Source organism: Mariprofundus ferrooxydans PV-1, from assembly GCF_000153765.1.
Lineage (GTDB): Bacteria > Pseudomonadota > Zetaproteobacteria > Mariprofundales > Mariprofundaceae > Mariprofundus > Mariprofundus ferrooxydans.
Genome location: NZ_DS022295.1, coordinates 1,323,098 through 1,349,785, shown reverse-complemented (window position 1 = coordinate 1,349,785; position 26,688 = coordinate 1,323,098). Strand labels below are relative to the sequence as shown.

The window sequence follows — 26,688 nt, the reverse complement described above, 5'->3', positions numbered from 1 at the left end:
CAGGTGCGGCCGGTGATTAGTTTTTTTGGAGAAAATATGAAAATTGTATTTGCCGGTACGCCCGGATTTTCCGTTCCCTGTCTGCAGGCATTGATTGCCTGTCGGGATGTTGATGTGGTGGGCGTAGTCTCCCAGCCGGACCGCAAATCGGGCCGGGGTATGAAATTGCAGCCCTCCGCGGTCAAGCAGGCGGCGCTTGATGCCGGTATTGACGTGATTACGCCGGAGCGCCTGCGTGATAATACAGAAGCGCTGGCATGGCTGGAGAGCAAGCAGGCGGATATGCTGGTTGTGGTGGCATTCGGCATGATCTTGCCGAAGTCATGGCTGGAGGCGGTGAAAATCGCCGCAGTGAACGTGCATGCATCGCTGCTGCCGCGCTGGCGCGGTGCCGCACCGATTGAGCGCGCACTGCTGGCAGGAGACAACCAGACAGGTGTTTGCATCATGCAGATGGAGGAGGGGCTGGATACCGGCGGTGTTTATGCCTGCCGGACGCTGCCGATTGATGAGACAACGACCGGCTCCGAGCTGTGGTTCGCACTGGCTCCGCTGGGGGCGCAGCTGCTGGTGGAAACGCTGCCTGCGATTGCCGCAGGCCTGCAGCCTGAGCCACAACCGGCAGAGGGCATTACCTACGCTGCCAAACTGAGCAATGACGAACGGGTGGTCGACTGGTCGCAACCTGCAGCCAGTGTCGCACGAGTCGTGCGCTGTTTCTCGCCGCAACCGGGAGCACGCACGCAAGCGCAGGGGAAATGGCTGAAGTTGATTGTCGGATCGGTAACGGATCAGCGGAGTACGATGGCTGCGGGGAGCGTGGCAGGTACGGACGGTGCGCTGGATATAGTCTGCGGTGATGGCGCACTCTATCGTATTGAATCATTGCAGCCGGAGGGTAAAAAAGCGATGTCAGCGGCCGATTACTTGCGCGGCGCATCGTTGAAAGTCGGAGATGCTCTGACCACGTGATGTGACTCACTGTCACAAGCCTAAGATGTTGTCAGGCTTGGTTTTGTCGAGTACAGATGACAAGGAGGAAGCCATGCCTGCTATTTTTCATATTGAGAACCAAGACACGTTTCTTCACCGGAATAAAAACGAATGGCTACTGCTGTTGCAGATACCGCTGGCTGTGATCATGCTGCTGGTTCTGCTTCTGCCACGTTAGGAGGAAATCACGTTCACCGCGTGCTTCTAATCTCATGGACAAGAGAGGCTCCGGCGTACTGAATATTTTTGACAGGAATCCATACCCCAGCATCACTTTCTGTACCAGATAGATTGAAACAGCAGGCCATGTCTGGCATGGCCTGCTGTTGGATTATAGCATAGCCCCTCAGTAGGGAAGGAGCGCCGATGCTATTATTATATCGACTGTTTGGATGTGTGCTGCTAACAATGTCTGTTGTCACACAAGCGGCAGCTGCTGATCTGTCGCAGCCTCTGCCTGTACGTAACTTCTATCCTCCCATGATGCGTTTTTTTGCCCCGACACCGGACTCGGCGTTGCGCCTGTATGACCCATCGTGGACGTTTGAAGTGAATCAGTCTTTATCATCCATAAGCATTATGGATCGTTATCCTAATCCGCAATTGCTGACGGATATGGAGCTCTATGTTGTGGACGGCGTAATCCGCCATGCGTTCAGCGATCATTTGGAGTTCACCATGCGCACTCCCGTACTGCGGCCATTCAACGGCGTATTTGATGGTGCCATTAAAGGCTTTCATGACATGCTCGGCATTGCTGTGGGCGGTCGTCGTATGCGTCCGAACAACAGCTTTGCGTATGCCTTTGATAATGGGCGGGGAACAGCCTGGCAGGGTCGATCGCAGTGGGAGTTGGGTAACATTGAACTTTCCGGCAGATATAGTCTGATCGCAGGCGATGACTGGGGAGTGGCAGCTCTTGCTGCCGTCAAGCTGCCGACAGCCTCAAGGGCGCGTGGCTGGAGCAGCGGATCGCCGGATCTGGCTCTGGGGGCAGTGCTTTCATGGCGACTCGGCAGCTGGTTTACCCATACGGAAGGCTGGGTGATAGAGCCGCTGCTGAAACATGAGCCGGGTATCTCCTATTCGACTTATCTTCAGGGCTCTTTTGTTGTCGGCTACCGGTTTGATACGCTGGCCCTGATCGTGCAGGCACAGGGTGGTGGTTCACCCTATCACGCAGCCAATGTGTCCGATCTGGGGCTGTCGCCACTGCTTGTTTCTGTCGGATTACGCGGCCAGATCGCCGGCGCTACGGGCTGGACGCTGTCAGTTGTTGAAAATGTCACCCAAAAAACCACGCAGGATATCAGCCTTGCCTTTGGCCTGAGCTGGATGCGCTAGATTCTCCGGCTTCTGTAAGGGTATGCTTTATTTGGCGTTCGATTCAGGGGATGTTTTGCTCTTGTTCGACGACGGGATAGAGGCGGACGCGGCGGATCCAGTTGCCGCGCACGCTGAGTATTTCAACGCGCATATTGCCGAGGCTCATGCATAAACGCCCTTCGGGCTGATCGCCGAGAATCTGGACGACCAGACCGCCGATGGTTGTAGCGCCCTCTTCAGGCAGGTCGGCATCCAGGGCTGTGTTGATATCATGCAGTGCGACCGTGCCGGCGCTGACCAGCGAACCATCCGGCTGTGGCCACATTTCCAGCTGCGGCGTAATGTCAGACTCATCGTGAATCTCGCCGACAATCTCTTCAATAATATCTTCCAGTGTAATCAGACCCTCAATATCGCCGAACTCATCGACGATGATGGCCATGTGCTGATGGTTGCTCTGGAAATCGAAGAGCTGCGCCAGTGCATTTTTGGTGGCCGGTATGTAAGGCGGGGTCTTCCAGATCATGGCGTCGCTGAGACGGCGGTCTGTACGTCCGATTTTCAATAGGTCCCTGATATGGACAATGCCGATGATGTTATCTGTTTCATGCAGGTAAACGGGGAAGCGGGAATTCGGTTTGTTGACGATCATTTCCAGACAGGTAGCGACACTGTCGTGGCCGTTAAGCATACGTATTTTCTTGCGCGGGGTCATCAACGCTTTCACCGCTACTTCGTGCAGGCTCAGGCTGCTGTTAAGCATCTGTTCTCTGGCCTGATCCAGTACCCCCGACTCAGCACTCATGTCGATGATGCTGGCCAGCTCCCTGTGGGTGAGTGGGGTATCTTCCTGGTGGGGAATGCGCAGCAGTCTCTTAAGCAGGGTGATGACGGCCATCAGCGCCGTGACCAGGGGTTTAAGGACGGCCTGGATGACGGACATCGTGCCTGCCACTTTGCCTGCTATGCCTTCAGCATGTGCGACGGCAATGGTTTTGGGCAGAATTTCAGCGAATATCAGCACAACGACAGTCATGGCGATGGTGGCGTAGAGGATGCCTGCATCACCGAAGCGTTCAATGAACAGGGAGGTGGCCAGAGCCGAAGCTGCGATATTGACGAAATTATTGCCCAGCAGAATGGTCGAGAGCATGCGTTCCGGATGATCGAGCAGCTGCTCTGCCTTTTGGGAGCCCTTGTCCCCCTGTTCGCTTCTGACCCGCAGACGAACGCGGCTGGATCGGGTCAGTGCGGTTTCAGAGCCGGAAAAAAAGGCGGAGAGCAGCAGCAGAAAAAACAGTGTGCCGGCAGCGATGGAGAGGGGGAACCCGTCAATGTTCATGTAGTTGCGGTGATCAGTACATCCAGCTCTTGATCAGGCTGACACCGAAATAGGCCAGCATCAGCAGGAAATAAGCGCCGATTACGGTGCGGCTGACGATGCGCGTCGGCCAGTCGGAGTAGTGACGCTTGATCAGCAGCAGGATGAGAATACCGAGTGAAAACAGGGCCAGCAGAACCTTGTGATTGAGGATGGCAAAATGCTGGAACTCCATCCATTGCCAGCTCAGGCCGCTGAACACGCTCAGCGCAACCAGAACAGTAGCTATTTTGACCTGAGCCATCATATGCCGCTCAATATCAAACAGCGATGGCAGGGCCTGTACCAGCACAGTCAGCCGTTTTTTCTTTAGCGCCCGGTCCAGCATGATCTGCATCACGGCATGTAGCGCGGCCAGTGTCAGCACGGCGTAGGCCAGCAGGGAGATCAGTAAATGACCTGTTTCCAATGGCGATGAGGTCTGTACCCAGTTGGGCGTATGCGCTTCGGGCAGGATGGGGATCAGTATTAACGGCACGACCGAAGCGGGCAGCAGAAACAACCCCAACCCCCGAATGCCGTGGCGCATAATGCCGATCATATAGATGCCCTGTACAAGCAGTGTTGCCACAGCAACGCCGGTTGCCAGTGTGAAATTGATGCCGTTGGCGGTGAATGAGTCCATCAGGTGAACTGCCCATATATTCAGGCCGATGGCAATCGCCAGTAGTGAGGTGATCTGATTGGCGGGCTGCTGGTTGGCACCGGCGTATCGCCCCAGCGCTTCGCGCCAGATAATAAATGAAGCCACGAGCATACAGGTGCCGGCAGTCAGAAACAGTAGGCTGGAATTCATTGGCGGCAGGCTGCCATGGTAAACAGGGATGGAAAGAGATCATTCATAATGAAGCGTGTTCTATCCGATGGCCGCTGAAAAGACAATGTCAAAACAATGCAGGCAGAGCGGTGGTATTTGACCATGTCGGCGAAAGCCGCACAATCCCGGACATGAATGTTGGCCTGTTACTACTCTCTGCCGGTTCCGGCAGCCGATTTGGCGGCGAAGTACCCAAACAGTATATTGCCGTGGGCGGGCAGGCGCTGCTGCTGCATACGCTTGAGCATCTGGCTGCAGAGCCGCGTATCGCACTGGTGCAGCCGGTGATTGCGGCCGGAGACAGTTATTTTGCCTCACTGGTGGCTGGCTTGAGCTTTCCGTTTACGCTGTTGCCGCCGGTGGTTGGCGGCGCCACACGTGCGCACTCCATGCAGCAGGGATTGCAGGCACTGCCTGCTGATATTGACCTTGTGGCCGTGCATGATGCAGCCAGACCGTTGCCGTCGAAGCGATTGCTTGGCGATGTGATTGATACCGCTGCGCGCTATGGTGCGGCCGTGCCGGGCCTGGCTGTGCATGACACGATCAAGCGGGTTGATAGCGACGGGCGGGTGCTGGAGACGCCGGCACGTGAGAGTCTGCGTGCCGTTCAGACGCCGCAGGTTGCGCGCCGGGAGTGGTTTCACAAGGCACTGCGATGCGAGCAGGAGCGTTTGCAATTGCATACCGATGACGCTTCGTTGCTGGAGGCGGCCGGTTTTGACGTTTATGTCAGTGAAGGCGATGCAGCCAATCGAAAAATCACGACGCCTGCAGATATGGCCTGGCTGGCCGATCGTTTGCAGCAGTCGTGACGTCATCGCCGCCCGGACTTTTGGATTGCGGCGGTTGTTTGATATGCTCAGGGGAGAGTAATATATGAAGTTGAATATCCGTGTCGGTCAGGGTTACGATGTGCATCCGTTTGCGGACGGGCGCAAGCTTATCCTGGGCGGTGTTGAGATACCCCATGAGCGGGGGCTTGCCGGACATTCCGATGCCGATGTGCTTTGCCACGCGCTCTGTGACGCACTGTTGGGTGCTGCCGGGCTGCATGATATCGGCGCCCACTTTCCCGATACAGATGAGCAGTACAAGGGGGCGGACAGCACGCGTTTTGTATCCCTGTGCGTCAACCTGCTCGCGCAGCTCGGCTGGTCGGTCGGTAATGTGGATGTGACGGTTATTGCCCAGGAGCCGAAGGTTGCGCCGTTCGTGCCGCTTATGCGGCAACGGCTGGCAGAGTTACTGCTGGTGGATGAAGATGAGGTCAACGTCAAAGCCACAACCACCGAGCGACTGGGTTCTATCGGTCGCAGAGAGGGCATTGCCGCTCAGGCTGTCGTGCTGATTGCCCGGGACCCCGGACATCAGACTACCGGCTGAGCCTGTGTGATTTGCAATAACATGGGTTTATAGCAATCGGTGGAGGCATTGCCTGTCAGCGTGCTTTTGCACCTGACTGCCTGCATCAAACTAATGCCTGCAAGTTTTCTGATCAGACAGTAGCGTTGCCGGCCGATATTTTACAGGAGTACACATGGCCGATTATCAGTATATCTATTCAATGGAAGGCGTTGGCAAGGTGGTTGCCGGCAAGAAAGAGATTCTCAAGGATATCTATCTCTCTTTTCTGCCGGGAGCCAAAATCGGTGTGCTGGGCCTCAACGGCTCCGGTAAATCCACGCTGCTGCGTATTATGGCGGGTCTGGATACCGAAATACTCGGTGAAGCACGGCCTGCACCAGGCATTCGTGTTGGTTATCTGTCGCAGGAGCCTGATCTGGATCCTGCGAAGGATGTGCGTGGCAACGTCGAAGAGGCGGTGCAGCCGATGAAGGATGCGCTCGCCGAGCTGGATGCCGTGTATGCGGCCTATGCAGAGCCGGATGCCGATTTCGATGCGATTGCCGCCAAACAGGCCAAGCTGGAAGACTTTATTGAGGCCGGCGACGGGCATAATCTGGATCGCAAGCTGGATGTCGCGGCCGATGCGCTACGTCTGCCCGACTGGGATGCCGATGTAACCAAGCTCTCCGGTGGCGAGCGTCGTCGTGTTGCGCTCTGCAAGCTGCTGCTTTCCAATCCCGATATGTTGCTGCTTGATGAGCCGACCAACCATCTTGATGCCGAATCGGTGGCCTGGCTGGAGCGTTTCCTGCATGACTATCCGGGCACTGTGGTGGCCGTTACCCATGATCGTTATTTTCTGGATAACGTGGCGGGCTGGATTCTGGAGCTGGATCGTGGTCGCGGTATTCCGTTTGAAGGTAACTACTCCGGTTGGTTGGAGCAGAAAGAGAAGCGTCTGGCTGTCGAAGAGAAGCAGGAGTCATCTCGCCAGAAGGCGATGCGGGAAGAGCTGGAGTGGGTACGTGCCGGCACCAAGGGGCGTCATGCCAAGTCCAAGGCGCGTCTGAAGGCCTTTGATAACCTCTCCAGCCGTGAGATGCAGGAGCGCAATGCCACCAAGCAGATCTTTATTCCGTCCGGTGAGCGTCTGGGCGACATCGTATTCAAGGCTGTCGATGTAAAGAAGGGGTTTGGTGACCGTCTGCTGGTGGAGAATCTGAATTTCGATCTGCCACGCGGCGGTATTGTCGGCATTATCGGAGCCAATGGTGCCGGTAAAACGACGCTGTTCCGTATGCTGACCGGTCAGGACAAGCCGGATTCAGGCGAGCTGATCGTCGGCGAGACGGTGAAGGTCTCCTATGTGGATCAGTCGCGCGATGCGCTCGATGACAATAAAACAGTCTGGGAGGAGATCTCAGGCGGCTCCGAGTCGATGTATCTGGGCAAGATTGAGGTATCCAGCCGTGCCTACTGCGGCCGTTTTAACTTCAAGGGCGGCGATCAGCAGAAAAAGATCGGCATGCTCTCCGGCGGTGAGCGCAATCGTGTGCATCTGGCCAAAATGCTGAAAGAGGGCGGCAATGTGCTGCTGCTCGATGAGCCGACCAACGATCTCGATGTGGAGACGTTGCGTGCGCTGGAAGAGGCGCTGCTTGATTTTGCCGGCTGCGCCGTCGTGATTTCACATGATCGCTGGTTTCTCGATCGCGTGGCCACGCATATGCTGGCCTTTGAAGGCGAAGGGCATGTCGAGTGGTTCGAGGGTAACTTCGAAGAGTATGAGGCGGATAAAAAGCGTCGTCTGGGCGAGAATGCCACCCAGCCGCACCGCATGAAATACAAGAAGCTGGTCTGATCTGACCACAGAGACACGAAGGCACAAAGAAGCAGATAACACGAATAAGCGCGGTCTGCTCCCTGTCGGGGCGGACTTCTCTTTGGGCGATGTGGGTCAGTTCTTTTGCTGTGCAGTTTTATGAGTCATAGCTGCAGCACAAGAACTGACCCCGGCCGTTCGTTTGTTACCGGGTTAACACCAGCTCGCCGTACCGGCAGCCGGTGAGCGCAGCAGCTCCTTGATGTTTGCTTCGATGACACCATAGCCAACGTTTCCGTATAGTTTTTGGCGTCCCTCGTTGAGAACGAATGTGGGGCTGCCCTGAACCATTAGTATCTGCTGGTCACGACGATCCGCTTCCAGATCGGCATAAGCCGCACCGCTATCGATCGCCTCCTGAACGTCATTGACTGGTACACCGACAGCCTCCAGACACGCATTGAGAACCGGGCGACTGCTGATATCCAGACATCTCTCAAAGAACGCCAGCCGAAGCTCCTGCAGAACGGCCCTGCAGCTGCCCTTATCAACGCGTTGTACCGCCTTTAACAGAATGTGTGCCGGCATGGACGATGTCGGTCGGTTGAGTTGCCAGATGTCGGGATGGAGTTTGATATGGGTAAATTCCGAGACGGCTTCCTTGAGGTGGTCTCCGAATCCCGCATAACTGCCGCGCTCGGCCCATCCTGTTTCAATTTTATAGGCAGTGTCGCCGAATACCGAACAGAACCGGTAGTCGATGGACACCTTATCGGAGAATTTCGCTGCGACTTCGTCGACGCGCGCTTGTGATATATATGCCCACACACAGAGGACATCGGAGTAGTAGGTTAGTGAGATATTTTTAGTCATCGTCCTCGCCTGCTAAAGGTGCAATTCGTTTATACTCAACGCTACTTGCCGTAGAGTGATATACAACGCTGATTAGACTGTAATGGTTTGCATCGTATGGCAATCACAACCAGTCCATCCAAAGACGAGGGTAAGTCCTTTAATTCCGCAGTATTATGAGTCATAGCTGCAAACTGAAAAACTGTCTTCGGCAACTTGACTATGTTGCTTTGGGCAATGCAGCAGTAATAACCCTTCGGGCTGGCAGTGAATTGATAGACAAGGGATTGATGCAGTGGTCGGAGTCCTTAGCCAATAATGCTCGAATGTCATCCAATCAGTTTGGTAGTCCGGCCTTAAACCATGTACAATTAAACATTCGGAATTATAGAGTCCGTTCCGTCACAGACTTGAATGCAAGTAGGTTAAATAACAAGCAAGAAGAAATGGCGATGTAAAATGGTCTGCGTGTGGGAAACGAAGTGACAAACGGATTTACTTCTTCTATCCCCAAAACGCCACTTCAGAAGAAGGTGGAGTTTGTTAGAAATGTGTTGTCACTATTAATTAAAAAGATGCATGGGACAGTCGATGAGCTTGATAAAAAAGATAAAATATTTATGGGCGATTCCGGGAGCTGCCTCAGGCTGGGTAAAATCTTTGGATTTATGCTCGAAAGGAAGCTTTAAGGAGGCGTTGCAATTACTTCAGAAAATCGAATTGATGCAGGCAGGACGTAATGTTGAATACCACCTATTAAGAGGATTTGCCTTCTGCAAGGTCGGTGAATATGAACATGCCATCGATGATGCTCGTATGGCTATGCAGCTAATACCAAGCGACACGCAATATAATAACGAAGAAAAGAAATACCTTTATGCCCATGCTCAAATAACTTGGGCAAGGGCATTACAGGATGAGGGCAAGCAATCTGAAAGTGACCAAATACTTCTCCAATGTGATATTCCCTCGATAAAGCTGAATAAAGTTTGCAAATCAATAAAGCTAAACTTTCCATTTAAAGCACATCCAAATTGGGAAAAGGATATGGGCAAAGATTAAAGCCCGTGGAGCAGCCAATACCCAGGTTGTATCAAAGGTTGAAGGATAGCAAAGGATACGGGTCACAAAGGATAGAAGGATAGGGGTCAAGTCTTGAATGTTGAATCATGATCCCTCCCGTATCTTTGATAAGTACACTTGGCAGAGAGTAGTTCACTCCGGCATGTTCCGCAAATTCAGGGAAAAGTGGCCGCTGCTCTTTTTTCTGCGTACTAAACTTTACGCATTCAATGGTTTTACCTGCCGCGCAGATACGTAGGCTTTGGCGACAAAGAGTGTGAGGTGTGTATGAATAAACCGGTAGTAGTAATTGGCATTGGTGAGATCGGGTCTGTGTTTGCGCGTGGTTTTCTGCGGCTGGGCTATCCGGTGGTGCCGGTGATGCGCGATATGGATATGGGCGTGGTGGCAGCGGATGTGTCCGAGCCCGAGATGGTTATTGTTGCGGTGGCGGAGAAGGATCTGCATGCCACGCTGCAGCAGCTGCCGGATGCGTGGCGCGATAAACTGGTGTTGTTGCAGAATGAGTTGTTACCGCGCGACTGGCAGCAGCACGGACTGGAAACTCCGACGGTGATTTCGGTCTGGTTCGAAAAGAAGCGGGGCATGGATTCGAAGGTGGTGATTGCATCGCCGGTCTGCGGCCCGTTTGCAGATGAGGTGAAGCAGGCGCTGGAAGCACTGAATATTCCGGTCTCTGTCGTGGCTGATGCCGGTGCCATGCTGCGTGAGCTGGTAGTCAAGAATCTCTATATTCTGACTACGAATATCGCCGGTCTTGAGTGCGGTGGCAATGTGCGGGAATTGTGGCTGAATCATAATGAGCTGGCCTGTTCCGTGGCCGGCGATGTGCTGGATATTCAGGAGTTTCTGGTAGGTGAGGCACTGGATCGCACTGCGCTGGTGGAAGGAATGCTGGCGGCTTTTGACGGGGACCCGGAGCACGGATGTATGGGCCGCTCGGCTCCGGCACGGCTGCAGCGTGCGCTGGCGATTGCCGATGAGGCGGGGCTGGAGGTACCGGCACTGCGACGTATCGCGGCAGCGGCTCTGCCATCGGACAAGTGACCCGTTACAGCAAATAGCAGCAACCCGCTTTTTTCGGGATACGCCAGGCTACGCTGACCCGTTTCATGTTGGAGTGCTTTACTCTATAATCTGTTCTATGTTTCAAGCCAATATGCGCCGTTTTGTGATGATGACCGGCATGGTTATGGTGCTGTTTATACCGGTTTTTCCTTTACACACAGCTCTCGCTCTGGGGGCTGAAGAGCTTGATGCAGCAGCACTCAAAAACACGGTGGATCGATTTAAGCTGGAGGCGCGGGGACCATTCAGACGTATCCGCTGGTTTTGCAATGATGGCAGCATCCTGCCAACCGGTGAATATGTCTGCCGGGAGCACGGTGGCGGACGGCAACATGGTCAATGGAGCAAACAAACCCTTGCTTTGCGTGCACAGGGTTACCTGGTTGCCAATGTGCTCGCAGCGGTAAAACCGGCCGATTTTACCGGAGCCACGCCGAATCTGGATGAGTTGAAACAGATACTGCTGGAGCGTTATCTGATCGGTGCTGACGATGGCTGGGTCTTTCGCCGGGCGCGCTTTTATCGTGGCGCACTGCAAAGCGAGGATGAGCAGGTGGCGGCAACGAAAATCCTGCTGGCTTTACTGGCTGATCCTGCCTGGCGCGCACCCGAGCGCTTTTTGCTGTTGCGCGAAGCGGTGCGGATGTTGCCACTGCCCGGTGATTCGAAGCTGGCTTCGAAGGTAAGACAGGCATCGAGTGATTTGGGTGAAAAGGATGCGGGGTTTCATACACTGCGGGTCAAGATTCACGGCATGCCCGATGAGCTGGATGCTGCTCGCGTCAGAGCTTATGCCCGCGATTCCGGCAGTCCTTCATTGGCCACATCCTATGAGCAGCTGGCCCGGATGCTGGATGCACTCTACGCCCCGGATACCGGCATTGCCCGGCTGAAGCAACTGGCGGCAGACTCACGTAATCGCGATTTTAAACGTCAGATCGGGGAGGCAGCTGAGCTGCTTGGCAGAGGAGACGACCCTGCCGAAACGATGACACTGATCGCATCACGCATGCAGTCATGGCGTCGACTGTTGCAGAACAGGAACACCTACTCGGTTGAGGACAGGCTGCGCCTGTTGCAGGCCTCGTTGGTTCTTGAGCAGGAGGTGTTTGTGCGCGGCAACCGGTTGCTGGAATCATCGCCACAGGATAGCCGGGCTTCCCGTCTTGTCTGGCTGCGCGCTTTAGGGGCTGCCTTAAACGGTGCAGGGATGCTTTCCGGGCGGCAATGGCTGGCATTTCACCATGAAGTGGACCGGTTGCTTGCATCGGGATCCCCCGCTGCGAGTGAATATTATGCCGCACTGAGCTATCTGGCGCGTATTCCGCAGTGGGCACAGCGTTCTCTGGAGTTTCACTTCTCGGCCACAGTCGGGCGCTGGAGTGTGTTAACGCCACTGGCCGGGCATATGGTGCCTGAGAGACTGCGCAACAGCCCGTTGTTGCTTTATTCACGGGTGCTTGATCAGCTTGTAGCCGATGCCGGACGTCTGGTTGGCATTCGGCACAGGGTGTTCGGGCGCGAGATTGACAGTAATGTGCGGGCCCTGAATCCCGGCCTGAAGCGGGGAGTGCTGCTTCTGCCACCGGCCAAAGGGGAGTATTTCAGGCCTGACGGCATCTATATCCTCGCCTCTACAACGCAGGATCTGCCGCCGGTGGCGGGGATTATTACGCTCGGCGAAGGCAGTTCGCTCTCGCATGTGCAGTTGCTGGCGCGTAATATGGGGATCCCCAATCTGCTTGCCGATGACGGGTTGCTGCGTGTGATTCGTGATCATATCGGTGAGCGGGTTGTGCTGGCCGTGAGCCGGCGCGGCTCGGTCGAGATTGACAAGGATGGCCCGCAGTGGGATAGCGTATTCGGCTCCGATACGGCTGCAGATCAGATCAATATCGATGCGGATATGACAAGGCTGAACCTGAATGACCACGCGATGTATGCGTTGCGACGCATACGGGCTGAAGACTCAGGCCGTATTGTCGGGCCGAAGGCCGCCAACCTGGGTGAATTGCGCAGTCATTATCCGAAGATGGTACCGCCCGGGCTGGTGATCCCTTTCGGCGTGTTTCGCCGCTATCTGGAGCAGCCGTTGTTTGCGGGTGGTCCTGCGGTGTTCGACTGGATGCGCTCGGAGTACGCCCATCTGGATAACATAACCGATAAATTGATGCGCCAGCGGGAAACATCGGCGTTTCTTGCCCGCCTGCGTGCGTGGATTATCACCAGCGATCCGGGTGCCCGATTTCGGCAACAGTTGCGCTTCGGATTTGGCAGCGTATTCGGCAAGGGTGACAATGTCGGGGTGTTTGTGCGTAGCGATACCAATGTCGAGGATCTGCCCGGCTTTAATGGTGCAGGACTGAACCTAACGCTGCCCAATGTGGTCGGCATGGATGCTATTGTAGATGCGATCAAGCAGGTGTGGGCATCGCCGTTTTCAGAACGGGCCTACGCCTGGCGACAGTCGCATATGATCCACCCCGAACATGTCTACCCTGCAGTGATGCTGCTACAGAGCTTTGCATCCGAGAAGTCAGGTGTTCTGGTGACGGAGGATGTTGATACAGGTGATCGTAACTGGCTCTCTGTCGCTGTCAGCGAGGGTGTCGGCGGCGCAGTAGCCGGACAGGCTGCCGAAGAGATCAGGGTGGAGCGTGCGACAGGCCGGGTGCGCCTGTTGGCACAGGCTTCAGCGCCATGGCGGGTGAAACTGCTTGAGAATGGTGGTGTCGAGAAAGTAGCGGCGAGTGGCCGGGAGCAGTTGCTCACTGCCGCTGAAACAGAGCAGCTGCGAGAGCTCTCCGCCGATGTGGTGCGCTACTTCCCGTTGCCGCGGGATGAGGCAGGTGCACCGATGGCGGCCGATATCGAGTTCGGGTTTCGTCATGGTCACCTGGCCCTGTTTCAGCTCAGGCCGTTTATCGAAAGTCCGCGTGCACGGCAAAGTGAAGCACTGATTGCTATGGACAGACAGTTGCCGGGTGTTGCTGGGATAAAGGTTGATCTGGAGCAGGCGCCGCAGGCGGGCGCGCCATGATCCGGCTTATACTGTTTGTGCTGGCGCTGTCGGGTCTCTCGGGTGCGGTGTCTGCATATCCTTTGGACGGAGCAGATCAGACCGGTATCAGTCGACTGGAAGGCTATCGTCTCGCGCAACAAGGTAAGGTGCCCGGAAACCGGCTGCCGCCGGGGGCACTGTTGAGTCAGGCGCAGGTGCAGTTGCGCCTGCAGGGCGTGTATGACGATCATCTGCTCACCCCCGACCCCATGTTAACCAACCGTGTGCTCGCCTTGCTGGGGGCGGATGCTGATCATTACAGTATCAGTGTACTTGATCTCAGTGATCCGGCACAGCCACGTTATGCCGAACATAATGGCGTGTATACGCGCAATCCGGGCAGTGTGGGCAAGTTGGTGATAGCGCTGGCGCTGTTTCAGGCACTGGCGGATATTTATCCTGATGATACGGCGGCCCGGGAGCGACTGCTGCACAACAGTATGATTGTGGCAAATGAATTTATACGCTTTGATCATCACAAGGCGCCGTTCTGGCAGCCGGAACATATGCGCCTGCTAAAACGAAAAATTGTTGAGGGCGATACCGCTAACTACTGGACCTGGCTGGACTGGATGCTGTCGGCCAGCTCCAATGCTGCGGCGAGTATGGTGCTCGAACATGTGCTGTTACTGCGTCATTTCGGTCGCAATTATCCGGTCACTGTTGAACAACAGCGGGCCTGGTTTAATCAAACGCCGAAACGTGAGCTCAGCGCAGCACTGCGCTCAGCCTTGCAGGACCCGCTTGTACGCAATGGTCTGAACCCGAACCAGTTACGGCAGGGCGGCTTCTTCTCGCGTGAAGGCAAGCGACGTGTACCGGGGACGAACAGCGTCTGTAGCACGCGCGAATTAATGCGCTATCTGTTGCTGATGGAGCAGGGGAGGCTGGTTGATGCCTGGTCGAGCTTGCAGATCAAGCGGCTGCTTTATATGACCCAGCGCCGTATTCGCTATGCCTCTTCACCCGCGCTTAAGGATGCTGCAGTTTATTTTAAATCCGGGTCGTTTTATAAATGCAAGCCGGAAGAGGGTTTTGTGTGCGGAAAATATAAGGGCAACAGCTTTAACCTGATGAATTCGGTGGCCATCATTGAGTCGCCGGCCGGTGCGCCGCGACTGGACTATATGGTAACGGTTACATCAAATGTACTGAAGAAGAACTCGGCTCTGGACCACCAGCGACTGGCGACACGCCTGCATGCGCTGTTACGTAGCTTGCATGGGGTTCAGCCATAATAATGTTGTCCATTGCGCGGATTAATTTGGTCATCCATATACCGCCGCGCGCATCATCGGCCAGTGCAACGGCAATATAACGGCGTCCGTTATGCTCAATCAGCGCGCTGTCGGCATGATAGGTGCGCCATGTGCCGGACTTGCGATACATCCGGATATCCGGGTTATGCATGGCATCCAGTCCCTTGACGAATTTATGGTTGATGCCCGAATCGGCCATGATGCCCTTCATCTCGGCGGAATAGCGGGGTGAAACCAGCTGACCGGTCTGCATCATATAATAGAATCGGGCAACCTGCATGGCGGTGGCGCCGTGCGAAAGGTTGTGCAATGGGTCGCGATGGTAGGCGGTGCCGCCGGCATACTCCTTACCGACCCACAGCCCGCCATTATATTTCGGGTCATAGAGACGGTATTTGGGCGATTCCATTACCGTATTGATATAATCCTTGCCGACCATATCAATCATGGCGGTGGCATCCTTGTTGGATGAATAGCGGATCATGCGGGTCATGGTATCGCGTGTTTCCCGGTTCAGTGGCAATTTACCCTGCTTGATCAGCTCAAAGGCGGTCAGCAGTACGGCGATTTTCGGCAGGCTGGCGGCATACATCATCTCATCGCCGTTAACCTGAGCCAGTTCCGGATTTGACGGGTCGGTCATATCCACCAGGGCAATGGACAAACGTTTGTTGCGTACAGCTCCATTCAGATGGAGGCTGGCAATGCGTTGCTCCAGCATGTGCTGCAGTTCAGGGTTGGATTGCTGACGGATGGGAGGGACGCTGCTGCTTGCTGCACTGGCAGAAAAAAATGGTGCCATCAGGATGGCACTGAACATCAGAGCAGACAGAAACTTCAATACCTTCATAAGCAATCTCCATAAACAAAAAGTGCCAACATAGCGTGACATGCTGAATTCAGCAATAATCGTGCCGGTTTGCTGTGTCACATCACCTCTGTAGTCCTGTGGGGTGGATGTTGTGACACTTTACGGGGTGGAAGCTATAGCAGTGATTTTTACTGGCGGTGATGCCAGTCACATGCCTTGTATATAGTGTAATGCATCGAAAACTGTCTGGAAACAGCGTGCTTGACCGTTTAAGAGCATTATTGATAATGCGCGCCTGCTTTGTACCGCCCGGAGGTGAGCATGCAGAAGCAATGGCTGATGACTTTGCAGAGAATGCCGGCATCGGGACGCAGCTGGGATGCAGTGATATCCGCTGATCTGCTGGGTGATGAGCAGAGTGGGAAAGTGGATGCTATACCGGGTCTGGTTAGTGATGTTCACTGGTCGGCCAGTCTGCAGCGCAGTGGTGATCTCTTTCATCTGAGCGGCGAGTGGAGCACTGCGATCAGGCGAGAGTGCTGTCGTTGTACGGCGCCGTTTGACTGGCAGGTCTCCTCTGTAATGGAGCGGGATTTTCAGTTGGGCAAGGCGGATGACACCGATGCTCGCGATACGGAAGCGGACGAAGGTGTTTGTGAATCGCTGCCGGCACCGGGCGAACTGGACTTGCTGGACGTGTTGCGCGAAGATATCTGGCTGGCATGGAAGGCGGATGTGGTATGCAGTGAAGCATGCAAGGGTCTCTGCCTTGGTTGCGGATGCAACCTCAACACAGAGGTGTGCAGCTGTACACGGGATGATTCCGATCATCCGTTTGCTGCGTTGCGTAAGCTGAAGCTCAACGGATAGCGAACCGGTCGGCAAGAGTGACTGGCCCGCTGACAGTTTGAAAGTATGAACGCGTGCTATCATTGTCACGCATAAAGTTCACCGTATGGTGACAGGAGAGTAGAGATGGCAGTACCAAAGAGAAAGACCAGCACTTCCAAGCGCAATATGCGTCGGGCCCACGACAAGATCGTACCTGCCGGCATGTCTGAGTGCCCGGAGTGCGGCGAAATGATGCGTCCGCATCACGCCTGCCCGCATTGTGGTACCTACAAGGGTCGCGAAGTAAAATCTGTAGAAGACTGAGTCACTGTTTTGAATTCTGACCGCTCCGGTCCGGATGGCGTTAACCGGAGTCGCAGTTGAGCGACGAGCTCGGACAGCAGCGTCCTGAACGGCAAATCCGTGTCCTTGTTGACGGACATGGCGGTGATGATGCACCGGAGATGGTGCTTGATGCGTTGCAGCAAGTGCTTTCCCCTGCTTTTGCAAGTCAGTTTCTGTTGCCCCTGACATTCGGCATTGTCGGTCAGGAGGATCTGCTGCGCCCGTTGCTGGAAAAGCGCGGGCTCACCGACCGGGTCACGCTGGTGCCTGCGGCCGATATCATCGGCATGTGCGATGCTCCGGCTCTGGCCCTGCGCCGCAAGAAAAACTCATCCATTCATGTCGGAGCCCGTATGGTGCGCGACGGTGACTGGGATGCGCTGGTCTCCGCCGGTAACACCGGTGCGTTGATGGCGGTCAGCAAGTTCATACTCAAAACATTGCCCGGTATTGATCGTCCGGCCATAGCCTCGATGATTCCTGCCAGCAATAATGGTCGTACCCTGATGCTGGATGCCGGAGCCAACTCCGAATGCACATCTGATCATCTGGTTCAGTTTGCCATCATGGGGTCGTGCTATATGCAGGCTGCCGAAGGCATTGAATATCCGCGTGTCGGGCTGCTGAATATCGGCAGTGAAGAGATCAAGGGTACGGATGTTATCAAGCTGACCTCCGCTAAACTGACTGATTCAGAGCTTAACTATATCGGCAATGTCGAAGGCACCGACCTGTTCGGTAATGATGTTGATGTGGTTGTCTGTGATGGTTTTGTTGGCAATGTGGCGCTGAAAACCATGGAGGGAACTGCGCGTTTTCTGGCTGAAAATATGCGCTCCGAGTTGACCTCCGGGCTGGTGGCGAAAACCGGCGCGCTGATGGCGCGCAGCGCTCTCAAACGCTTCAAGGATAAGGTGAATCCCGGTAAATATAATGGTGCGCCGTTGCTAGGTCTCAATGGTATCGTGGTCAAAAGCCATGGTGGTGCCGATGCAGACAGCTTTACCTGTGCTATTGGCGTGGCCTGCAGGGAAGTAAGTGAAAATTTGACCGACCGTATTACCGAATCGGTACAGGAGCTGATGGACGCATGAGTCTGGCCACGGTACATATTACTGGCATTGGCGGCTACCTGCCGGAACGTGTGCTGACCAATGCTGATCTGGAAAAGATGATCGATACCACTGATGTGTGGATCAGGGAACGTACGGGTATTGAGCAGCGTCATATCATTGCCGAAGATCAGATGACCTCGGATCTGGCAGCAGCTGCCGCAATGCAGGCGCTGGATGATGCCGGTATCACGATCAATGATATCGATGCGCTGGTGGTGGCAACCACGACACCGGATATGATTTTTCCGTCTACAGCTACTGTGGTTCAGAGCAAGCTGGGCGGCAAGGATTTTCCCGCCTGGGATATTCAGGCGGTCTGCTCAGGATTTGTTTATGGTCTGGCTCAGGTGGATGGCATGATGCGTTCCGGCATGTTCAAGCGGGTCCTGCTGATCGGTGCAGAGGCGATGTCCCGGATTGTTAACTGGCAGGATCGCGGCACCTGTATCCTGTTTGGCGATGGCGCCGGCGCTGTGGTGCTGGAGGCGCGTGATGCCAGTGTTGATTATGGCATGGTTGGCTCTGTACTGCATGCTGACGGCTCTTATCGGGACCTGCTCAAGGCGCATCATCCGCACCCGCCGTCTAGTCCGGAGATGCATCATGGCGCAGCTGATTTTGCGCTGGACTCTGCCGGTGCGGCCGCAGTGGAAATGAAAGGTAATGAAGTGTTTCGCGTGGCTGTTACCAAGCTGGGCAGTGTAGTTAATGAGATACTCGAAAAATATGAGCTGGTTGACTCCGATATCGATTGGCTGGTGCCGCATCAGGCCAACATCCGTATCATTCAGGCGACGGCAAAGAAGCTCAAGATGGATATGGATCGGGTAGCATTGACCGTAGCCAGACATGGCAACACGTCATCGGCCAGTGTGCCGCTGGCGTTGAATGATCTGTATCGAACAGGACGCCTGGAGACGGGGCAATTGATTCTGCTCGAAGCGTTTGCCGGCGGCTTTGCCTGGGGTGCAAACCTGCTGCGTTGGTCGAAATAGAAGCGGCTATGGGCGAAGTTTTTATTGCTGCGGCCATATGATCGGTTCAATATCGCCTGACTTCGTCTGTTTTGCCTGCTTCGTAGTGAATGATAGAAAGGATATAAAATGACTGATTTTGTATTTTTGTTTCCCGGTCAGGGCTCGCAATCCAAAGGCATGCTTGATGCATTTGATGGTATTGAGGTTATCGAGCGGACGCTGGAAGAGGCGTCGGATGCACTGGGCTACGATATGGCGGCGCTGATTCGTGATGATGCTGACGATATGCTGGGGCAGACCGAGTTTACACAGCCGGCACTGCTGACCGCTTCCACGGCCATACTGCGTTTGTGGCGAGAGAGAGGCGGCCCCGATGCCGCGCAGGTTGCAGGTCATTCTCTGGGTGAATATTCAGCGCTGGTTGCGGCCGGTGCTATCGATTTCAGCGATGCCGTCCGGCTGGTCGAATTCCGCGGCAGGGCTATGACCGATGCGGTTGCGGCAGGCGTAGGTAAAATGGCTGCGATCCTGGGGCTGGATGATGGTGTAGTGGAAGAGTTGTGTGCAGCGGCTTCCGACGATGATGAAAAAGTCTGGGCGGCCAATTACAACTGCCCGGGACAGCTGGTAGTGGCGGGTCACGCTGCCGCTGTGGAGCGGATGATGGTGAATGCCAAGGCAGCGGGCGCCAGGCGCGCATTGCCGCTGGCCGTGAGCGCACCGTCGCATACGCCGTTGATGCAGCCTGCGGCTGACGCCATGGCGGCGCGTTTGCAGGAGATCACAATTCACGCACCGGCCTGTCCGGTATGGAGTAATGCAAACGCCGCTCCTGAGCAGGATGTGGCGCGCATTCGTACGGCGCTGGTGGCGCAGCTGGTCTCTCCGGTGCGTTGGACTGAAACCGTGCAGAAACTGGCAGCAAGTGGAATCAGGCAGGGCGTGGAGATGGGACCGGGCAAGGTATTGTCGGGGCTTGTGAAGCGTATTGACAGCGGTATGCAGGTCGGCGTGAGCGTGAATCCGGGACAGATAGAAGCCAGTCTGGCTATGATTGCGGGAGAGTGAGGTAGAAATGGGTGATCTGAAAACAGCACTGGTAACGGGTGCGAGCCGCGGTATTGGCTTTGTGGTTGCCAGCCAACTGGCGGAAGCCGGCTACAATCTGGCTATATGTGGTACGACCCGGTCTACGATAGATAAGGCAGCTGAGCAGATTCGTTCGGCTTGCGGCGTGGAAGTGCTGGCCAGAGCGGTGGATGTTTCCGACCGGGAACAGATGCAGGGTTTTGTGCAGGAGACCGCCAAGCATTACGGGCGTCTGGATGTGCTGGTCAATAATGCCGGTATTACCCGTGATAATCTCTCCATGCGTATGAAGGCTGACGAGTGGGATGCAGTGATTGATACAAATCTGTCATCGGTGTTTAACGCCATGCAGGCGGCACTCAAGCCGATGATGCGCGCACGTAGCGGTCGTATTATCAATATCTCATCGGTGGTGGCCGGCATGGGTAATCCCGGTCAGCTCAATTATTGTGCCAGCAAGGGCGGCGTGGAAGCTATGACCCGTTCGCTGGCGCGTGAAATCGGTTCGCGTGGTATTACGGTCAATGCCGTTGCTCCGGGCTTTATCGCCACGGATATGACAGCAGGTCTGGGCGATGATGCACATGCCGCCCTGACTGACCAGATCCCGCTTGGGCGCCTGGGGCAGCCGGCTGATATTGCTGCTGCAGTTGTGTTTCTGGCCGGTGAATCGGCCGGATATATCACCGGTCATGTCTTGCACGTGAACGGTGGTATGTATATGTAATTTCTTTCTGCCTGCATCTGTGCAGGCAGGTGGAACGGCTTCAGACTTGTGTGCATCTGAACCGTATGATAGAAGCCGCACCTACAATTATTTCGGGAGGACTATATGTCTGCAGAAATCGAAGCTAAAATCATTAAAATCGTTGGCGATCAGCTGAATGTCGATGAGGGTGAAATCAACCCGGATTCCTCATTTGTAGATGATCTGGGTGCTGACTCCCTGGACACAGTTGAGCTGGTGATGGCTTTCGAAGAAGAGTTTGGCGTTGAGATTCCGGACGAAGATGCTGAAGGCATCCAGAGCGTTCAGAACGCAATCGACTATATTGCGGCTAAAGCTGAATAAGTTATGACCAGACGAGTTGTCGTCACCGGTGTAGGACTGGTTACTCCGCTCGGTACAGGCACGGATATCACCTGGAAAAACCTGATTGCAGGCAAGTCGGGTATTCGTCGCATCAGCTATTTCGATGCGGTCGATAAAGGGATGGCCTGTACTATTGCGGGTGAAGTACCTGATTTCGATGCCGAGCAATACATCAATCGCAAAGATGCGCGAAAAATGGATCAGTTTATCCAGTTTGGCGTAGCGGCATCGATGATGGCACTGGAGCAGTCGGGGCTGGTGATTGACGAAAGCAATGCCGAACGTGTTGGTGTGGCTGTCGGTGCAGGCATCGGTGGGCTGGTAACCATTGAAAAGACCATGCGGGCTTATGACGCTGGCGGAGCGCGCAAAATCTCTCCGTTCTTCATTCCACAGACCATTATCAATATGACATCCGGCTGGGTGTCGATGATGTCCGGAGCCAAGGGGCCGAATGTAGCCACGGTGACTGCCTGTGCAACAGGTACGCATGCCATTGGTGATGCATTTGAAATCATTGCCCGCGGCGCTGCCGATGCGATGATTGCAGGCGGAACCGAAGCTTGTATCTGTGAGTTGGGTGTCGGCGGCTTCTCGGCTGCACGGGCCCTCTCCACGCGTAACGATGAACCTGAGCGTGCATCCCGTCCGTGGGATAAGGATCGCGACGGTTTTGTTATGGGCGAAGGTGCCGGCGTGTTGGTACTGGAATCACTGGAGAGTGCCAAGGCACGTGGTGCCGTGATCCTGGCCGAGGTGATCGGTTATGGTATGAGCGGTGATGCTTACCATATGACTTCTCCCTCTCCGGGTGGCGAAGGTGGCGGTCGCTGTATGAAGGCAGCGATGAATCGTGCGGGTATTAATCCGGAAGATGTGGATTATATCAATGCGCACGGTACATCCACACCTGCAGGCGACGTGGCAGAAACACAGGGTATCAAGTCGGTGTTCGGCGATCATGCCAAAAAGCTGATGGTTTCATCATCGAAATCGATGACGGGTCATCTGCTCGGGGCTGCCGGCGGCATTGAAGCGGCTTTTTCGGTGCTGGCTGTACATAATGGTGTTGTTCCACCAACCATTAATCTGGATAATCAGGATCCTGAATGTGATCTGGATTATGTACCGCATGAAGCGCGTCAGGCTAATATTAAGGTGGCTATATCCAACTCGTTCGGTTTCGGCGGTACCAACGCTTCTGTTATCGTACGCAAGTTCGACTGACGTAAACGCGAGCTGACGTGATATTCCGCGTCATATCAAATCAGGGCCGTAAGCTTTCCGCTTACGGCCTTTTTTCTGCATTTCCGGATCATTTCTCCGCAGTTCTTGAAGACCCGTCCGGTTTGGGGAGACAGTTTCTTGTTTCACAACACGGACAGTCGGTTTCGCTGGCTCAGGATGCCGGTGTCGAGCATGTGGAACTGTTTTTTAACAGCTGGAAACATGCGGTTGCAGGCGAGCAGGAACACTCGCCGGCCATCCGTTGTCTGTTTTATGCCGCCTATGAGGCGTGCGCGTTGATTGAGGAGCTGCCTGCCCCCAAGACGGCGGTTCCCGGCCCTGTGCTGTGGACATTATATCCGACTTTTTCACTATGCTTTGACGGTGATGCGATCTATCTGGCAGCAAAAAATGAACAGGCGGTGCAAGCTGTGCTGCTGATGCTCGATGAAGTAGGCAATGTATTGCTACCCGGCGTATCCCTGCAGATGCTGGCCAGACCGGAAGTAACTTCCGGTGCGTCTTATAAACAGGCCGTTGAACGGGTGAAGGATTACATTGGCGCTGGCGATATCTTTCAGGCCAATATTGCCCGCTTCTGGTCCGTGCCTTTTGAGCAGGCTGATCTGGTCGGGCTGTACGATCAGTTGCGGCGTGTGAATTCCGCACCATTTTCGTCATTTGTGCGTGTTGGCAGTGGCAAAGATCTGCTGACGCTGGTTTCAGCGTCGCCTGAGCGTCTGTTTCGCATGCATCCGAATGGTGAAGTGGACACAAGACCCATTGCAGGTACCCGCCGCCGTGCTGAGGGCGAGATGGATGACTCACTCCGGTCGGAGTTGCTGTTGTCTGAAAAAGAGCGTGCAGAGCATATTATGCTGGTTGATCTCGAACGTAATGATCTTGGACGGGTATGTAAGCCGGGTACAGTAGAGGTGAATGAGCGCATGGTGATTGAGCAATATGCCACCGTGCAGCATATCGTTTCCAATGTGCGCGGTACGCTTGAGCAGGGAAAGGATGTCGTTGATCTGTTTAAAGCGATGTTCCCCGGCGGCACCATTACCGGTTGCCCGAAGGTGCATTGCATGGAGATCATCCACGAGCTGGAACATAACGCCCGCGGTCCTTATACAGGTGGTCTGGGTTATCTCGGCTGGGATGGCACGGCCGATATGAATATTCTCATCCGGACCTTCTGGCACTACGCTGGAAACTTGAGCTGGGCGGCGGGAGCGGGGATTGTTGCCGACTCCGACCCTGAGCACGAACTGGTCGAAACCGAACATAAAGCAGAAGGCCTGCTCAGGGCTTTGTCGGTCTAGGGCCCTGTTGTAACGGCTCTTCCTGCAGGTGAAAAAAACAGGGGGCTCTGAAAGAGCCCCTGTTGAGATCATTTATTCCGGTATCAGAAATCGCCCGTCTTCCCTTTTCATGCCGGGTACGAAAATATATCCCTCATTCTCGTTTTTTGTACACTGTTTCGTCTGCTGATGTTCATTGCTCTGTGTGGCCTGATCCTCAGATGCCGTGTGCAATTTATTTCCCCCCGATAGTAGTATTTCAGCCCGCCTTATACTTAAGGAAAGTAAGGTGATTTCTAGCTGTTTGACTCTATCAGGTCAACCGGTGATTTTATGTTTTTCCCGGCTGAAAGGCTTGCCAGGCGCCAATCCGCAGGGGAATGAGGGCTCCCGAATCAACCATCTATACCCTAGTCGCCTGCTCGGGTATCATTCGGCGCTGAACCGGTATGACTTCTGGAGGAATGATGACGACACAGGCAGATACAACGGAGATTATCAGCAATGATCAGGCTGCGCGGCAGCCGTTTCCGAATTCCCGCAAGATCTATATTGAGGGGTCTCGCCCTGACATCCGTGTGCCGATGCGTGAAGTGTCGCTCTCGCCGACGACGACCCGAACCGGCCTGGAAGAGAACCCACCGATACTGATTTATGATACATCAGGTCCGTATACCGATCCGGATGTGGAGATTGACCTGGAGCGTGGGCTGGAGCCGATTCGTTCGCCATGGATTGCAGAGCGTAACGATACCGAAGAGTTATCCGACCTGAGCAGTGACTATGGTCGTATCCGTCGGGGTGATGCAAAGCTGGATGAACTGCGTTTTGCGCATGTACGTACGCCGCTACGGGCAAAACCGGGCAGGAATGTATCCCAGATGCACTATGCACGTCAGGGTATTGTGACGCCGGAAATGGAATATGTGGCGATTCGTGAGAATCAGCGCCGTGAGCACCTGCGCGAGATCACCCGCCAGCATCCCGGCCAGAGTTGGGGCGCCTCGATTCCGCAGGTGATTACAGCCGAATTCGTGCGTGATGAAATTGCTCGCGGACGCGCCATCATTCCTGCAAATATTAATCATCCGGAAATCGAGCCGATGATTATCGGGCGCAATTTTCTGGTAAAAATTAATGGTAATATCGGCAACTCCGCTGTGACCTCTTCAATCGATGAAGAAGTGGAGAAGATGACCTGGGCGACCCGCTGGGGCTCGGATACGATCATGGATCTCTCCACGGGCAAGAATATTCATGAAACGCGTGAGTGGATTATCCGCAACTCCGCTGTACCGATCGGTACTGTGCCGATCTATCAGGCGCTGGAGAAGGTGGATGGTGTTGCCGAAGACCTGACCTGGGAGCTGTTCCGTGACACACTGATTGAGCAGGCGGAGCAGGGCGTGGACTATTTCACCATTCATGCCGGCGTGCTGTTGCGTTATGTGCCGCTGACCGCCAAACGGTTGGCCGGCATTGTGTCGCGTGGCGGCTCAATCATGGCCAAGTGGTGTCTGGCTCATCACAAGGAAAATTTCCTCTATACCCATTTTGAAGATATCTGTGAAATCATGAAGGCGTATGATGTCTCCTTTTCGCTGGGTGACGGGTTGCGTCCCGGTGCGATTGCCGATGCCAACGATGAGGCGCAGTTCGGAGAGCTCCGTACGCTCGGTGAGCTGACCAAGATTGCATGGAAGCATGACATTCAGACCATGATTGAAGGGCCGGGTCATGTGCCGATGCATATGATCAAGGCGAATATGGATGAGCAACTCAAACATTGCGATGAGGCGCCGTTTTATACGCTCGGCCCGCTGACAACCGATATTGCGCCCGGCTACGATCATATCACTTCCGGTATCGGTGCGGCACAGATCGGCTGGTACGGCTGTGCGATGTTGTGCTATGTGACGCCGAAAGAGCATCTTGGTCTGCCCAATCGCGACGATGTGAAAGCAGGCGTGATTACATACAAGATTGCCGCTCATGCAGCGGATCTGGCCAAGGGACATCCGGGCGCTCAACAGCGTGACGATGCGCTCTCCAAGGCGCGCTTTGAATTCCGCTGGGATGACCAGTTTAATCTCTCTCTCGATCCGGATACTGCTCGCAGCTTTCATGATGAAACCCTGCCCAAGGATTCCGCCAAGGTGGCACACTTCTGCTCAATGTGCGGTCCGAAATTCTGCTCCATGAAGATCACTCAGGACGTGCGTGACTATGCTCATGAGCACGGTATGGAGACGTTTGAAGCGATTGATGCGGGTATGGCGGAGCAGTCCGAGGCCTTCGTGAAGACCGGTTCCGAAATTTATCATAAGGCATGATATTCCGCTGATCGGAGCTGAATGAGCGGGGGCTTTAATTCATCCGTGTTCTGATTAGACTGTGCATGAGATGCAGGAGGGAACAATGTCATACACCAAAGTCTTTGCGCGCGATATTATGAATGCCGAGCCGCCGTTCTGTAAGCCTGACGCCACTATTCGCGAAGTGGCACGCCGTTTCAGTGAGGAAGATATTACCGGGTTGCTGGTGGTGGATGAAGACAAGCGCCTGCTCGGTGTGGTGACCGAAACCGACCTGATTGACCAGCAGAAAAACCTGCATGTGCCAACGGCTGTAGCGCTGTTTGATATGGTGATCCCGATGGGAGAGGCGAAATTCGAGAGCGAACTGGCCCGTTTGCAGGCGGTGACTGCCGGGGAGTTGGCGAGTGACGGTGTCAGAACCGTCGGGCCGGATACGGAGCTTAGTGAAATTGCCTCGATTATGGGTGACAACAGTGTGCATCACCTGCCGGTCCTTGATGGCGATGTTGTGATCGGCCTGATCGGCAAGCACGATGTGATCAAGGCGCTGGTTGCCAACCGATAAT

The 26,688-nt window shown here is 54.8% G+C and carries 25 protein-coding genes; 21 read left to right on the top strand and 4 right to left on the bottom strand.

Annotation, left to right across the window (positions count from 1 at the left end; all coding sequences use genetic code 11):
- Positions 1-36: 36 nt before the first annotated feature.
- The 3 genes from fmt (at position 37) to SPV1_RS13065 (ending at position 2,337) form a co-directional block, all read left to right on the top strand.
- A complete protein-coding gene (gene fmt / locus SPV1_RS13075; protein ID WP_040881997.1) occupies positions 37-972 on the top strand; it encodes a methionyl-tRNA formyltransferase in 936 nt (311 codons plus the stop codon).
- A 73-nt stretch (positions 973-1,045) separates the two neighbouring features.
- Positions 1,046-1,171 carry a hypothetical protein gene (locus SPV1_RS13070; RefSeq protein ID WP_018295387.1) on the top strand — a complete coding sequence of 42 codons (126 nt, stop codon included), beginning with the start codon at positions 1,046-1,048 and terminating at the stop codon, positions 1,169-1,171.
- A gap of 188 nt (positions 1,172-1,359) precedes the next feature.
- Positions 1,360-2,337, top strand: a complete 978-nt coding sequence (locus tag SPV1_RS13065; protein ID WP_040881881.1) for a DUF3187 family protein — start codon at positions 1,360-1,362, stop codon at positions 2,335-2,337.
- A 43-nt stretch (positions 2,338-2,380) separates the two neighbouring features.
- Here the strand turns inward: SPV1_RS13065 and SPV1_RS13060 are convergent, their stop codons facing one another.
- Together SPV1_RS13060 and SPV1_RS13055 are read right to left on the bottom strand one after the other, a co-directional pair.
- On the bottom strand, positions 2,381-3,661 hold the full coding sequence (locus tag SPV1_RS13060; RefSeq protein WP_009851701.1) for an HlyC/CorC family transporter: 1,281 nt from the start codon (positions 3,659-3,661) through the stop codon (positions 2,381-2,383).
- Between the two features lie 13 nt (positions 3,662-3,674).
- Positions 3,675-4,496: a cytochrome C assembly family protein gene (locus tag SPV1_RS13055; protein WP_009851700.1), complete on the bottom strand. Its 822-nt coding sequence runs from the start codon at positions 4,494-4,496 to the stop codon at positions 3,675-3,677.
- 152 nt (positions 4,497-4,648) lie between these two features.
- On the opposite strand from SPV1_RS13055, the gene ispD reads away from it, so the two are divergent.
- The 3 genes from ispD to ettA all read left to right on the top strand — a co-directional run bounded on the left by ispD (position 4,649) and on the right by ettA (position 7,728).
- A complete protein-coding gene (ispD, locus tag SPV1_RS13050) occupies positions 4,649-5,332 on the top strand; it encodes a 2-C-methyl-D-erythritol 4-phosphate cytidylyltransferase (RefSeq protein ID WP_231288408.1) in 684 nt (227 codons plus the stop codon).
- Positions 5,333-5,408: 76 nt separating this feature from the next.
- A complete protein-coding gene (ispF, locus tag SPV1_RS13045) occupies positions 5,409-5,903 on the top strand; it encodes a 2-C-methyl-D-erythritol 2,4-cyclodiphosphate synthase (RefSeq protein ID WP_407942780.1) in 495 nt (164 codons plus the stop codon).
- 154 nt (positions 5,904-6,057) lie between these two features.
- Positions 6,058-7,728, top strand: coding sequence for an energy-dependent translational throttle protein EttA (ettA, locus tag SPV1_RS13040; RefSeq protein WP_009851697.1), 1,671 nt, complete (start codon positions 6,058-6,060; stop codon positions 7,726-7,728).
- Between the two features lie 174 nt (positions 7,729-7,902).
- Here ettA and SPV1_RS13035 read toward each other — a convergent pair whose 3' ends face one another.
- Positions 7,903-8,562, bottom strand: coding sequence for a DsbA family oxidoreductase (locus tag SPV1_RS13035; RefSeq protein ID WP_009851696.1), 660 nt, complete (start codon positions 8,560-8,562; stop codon positions 7,903-7,905).
- A 570-nt stretch (positions 8,563-9,132) separates the two neighbouring features.
- On the opposite strand from SPV1_RS13035, the gene SPV1_RS13030 reads away from it, so the two are divergent.
- The 4 genes from SPV1_RS13030 (at position 9,133) to SPV1_RS13015 (ending at position 14,991) form a co-directional block, all read left to right on the top strand.
- On the top strand, positions 9,133-9,603 hold the full coding sequence (locus SPV1_RS13030) for a tetratricopeptide repeat protein (protein ID WP_040881880.1): 471 nt from the start codon (positions 9,133-9,135) through the stop codon (positions 9,601-9,603).
- A gap of 288 nt (positions 9,604-9,891) precedes the next feature.
- Positions 9,892-10,671, top strand: coding sequence for a Rossmann-fold NAD(P)-binding domain-containing protein (locus SPV1_RS13025; protein ID WP_009851694.1), 780 nt, complete (start codon positions 9,892-9,894; stop codon positions 10,669-10,671).
- Positions 10,672-10,768: 97 nt separating this feature from the next.
- Positions 10,769-13,732, top strand: a complete 2,964-nt coding sequence (locus tag SPV1_RS13020; protein WP_009851693.1) for a PEP/pyruvate-binding domain-containing protein — start codon at positions 10,769-10,771, stop codon at positions 13,730-13,732.
- Entirely contained in the window at positions 13,729-14,991 is a 1,263-nt protein-coding gene (locus tag SPV1_RS13015; RefSeq protein ID WP_009851692.1) for a serine hydrolase, read from the top strand. The genes SPV1_RS13020 and SPV1_RS13015 overlap by 4 nt, the downstream gene beginning before the upstream one ends.
- Here the strand turns inward: SPV1_RS13015 and SPV1_RS13010 are convergent.
- Entirely contained in the window at positions 14,891-15,862 is a 972-nt protein-coding gene (locus tag SPV1_RS13010) for a serine hydrolase (protein WP_231288407.1), read from the bottom strand. The two genes, SPV1_RS13015 and SPV1_RS13010, sit on opposite strands and share 101 nt — an antisense overlap.
- Before the next feature lie 282 nt (positions 15,863-16,144).
- Between SPV1_RS13010 and SPV1_RS13005 the strand changes: the two genes are divergently transcribed.
- From SPV1_RS13005 to SPV1_RS12955, 11 genes are all read left to right on the top strand, one after another.
- On the top strand, positions 16,145-16,693 hold the full coding sequence (locus SPV1_RS13005; RefSeq protein ID WP_009851690.1) for a YceD family protein: 549 nt from the start codon (positions 16,145-16,147) through the stop codon (positions 16,691-16,693).
- A gap of 105 nt (positions 16,694-16,798) precedes the next feature.
- Complete coding sequence (gene rpmF, locus SPV1_RS14215; protein ID WP_081442008.1) at positions 16,799-16,978, top strand: 50S ribosomal protein L32; 180 nt, start codon at positions 16,799-16,801, stop codon at positions 16,976-16,978.
- 56 nt (positions 16,979-17,034) lie between these two features.
- Positions 17,035-18,093 (top strand): phosphate acyltransferase PlsX, encoded by a 1,059-nt coding sequence (gene plsX / locus SPV1_RS13000; RefSeq protein ID WP_009851688.1) that lies wholly within the window; start codon positions 17,035-17,037, stop codon positions 18,091-18,093.
- Complete coding sequence (locus tag SPV1_RS12995) at positions 18,090-19,109, top strand: beta-ketoacyl-ACP synthase III (RefSeq protein WP_009851687.1); 1,020 nt, start codon at positions 18,090-18,092, stop codon at positions 19,107-19,109. Before plsX ends, SPV1_RS12995 begins: the two co-directional genes overlap by 4 nt.
- A gap of 108 nt (positions 19,110-19,217) precedes the next feature.
- Entirely contained in the window at positions 19,218-20,159 is a 942-nt protein-coding gene (gene fabD, locus SPV1_RS12990; RefSeq protein WP_009851686.1) for an ACP S-malonyltransferase, read from the top strand.
- 7 nt (positions 20,160-20,166) lie between these two features.
- Complete coding sequence (gene fabG, locus SPV1_RS12985) at positions 20,167-20,907, top strand: 3-oxoacyl-ACP reductase FabG (RefSeq protein ID WP_009851685.1); 741 nt, start codon at positions 20,167-20,169, stop codon at positions 20,905-20,907.
- 105 nt (positions 20,908-21,012) lie between these two features.
- Complete coding sequence (gene acpP / locus SPV1_RS12980) at positions 21,013-21,252, top strand: acyl carrier protein (protein ID WP_009851684.1); 240 nt, start codon at positions 21,013-21,015, stop codon at positions 21,250-21,252.
- A 3-nt stretch (positions 21,253-21,255) separates the two neighbouring features.
- Complete coding sequence (fabF, locus tag SPV1_RS12975) at positions 21,256-22,500, top strand: beta-ketoacyl-ACP synthase II (protein ID WP_009851683.1); 1,245 nt, start codon at positions 21,256-21,258, stop codon at positions 22,498-22,500.
- Positions 22,501-22,622: 122 nt separating this feature from the next.
- The gene (locus SPV1_RS12970; protein ID WP_196795131.1) at positions 22,623-23,825 is read left to right on the top strand and encodes an anthranilate synthase component I family protein; all 1,203 of its coding nucleotides are present in this window, start codon (positions 22,623-22,625) and stop codon (positions 23,823-23,825) included.
- Positions 23,826-24,271: 446 nt separating this feature from the next.
- Positions 24,272-26,137 carry a phosphomethylpyrimidine synthase ThiC gene (thiC, locus tag SPV1_RS12960; RefSeq protein ID WP_231288406.1) on the top strand — a complete coding sequence of 622 codons (1,866 nt, stop codon included), beginning with the start codon at positions 24,272-24,274 and terminating at the stop codon, positions 26,135-26,137.
- Between the two features lie 85 nt (positions 26,138-26,222).
- Complete coding sequence (locus SPV1_RS12955; protein WP_009851679.1) at positions 26,223-26,687, top strand: CBS domain-containing protein; 465 nt, start codon at positions 26,223-26,225, stop codon at positions 26,685-26,687.
- Position 26,688: the final 1 nt, after the last annotated feature.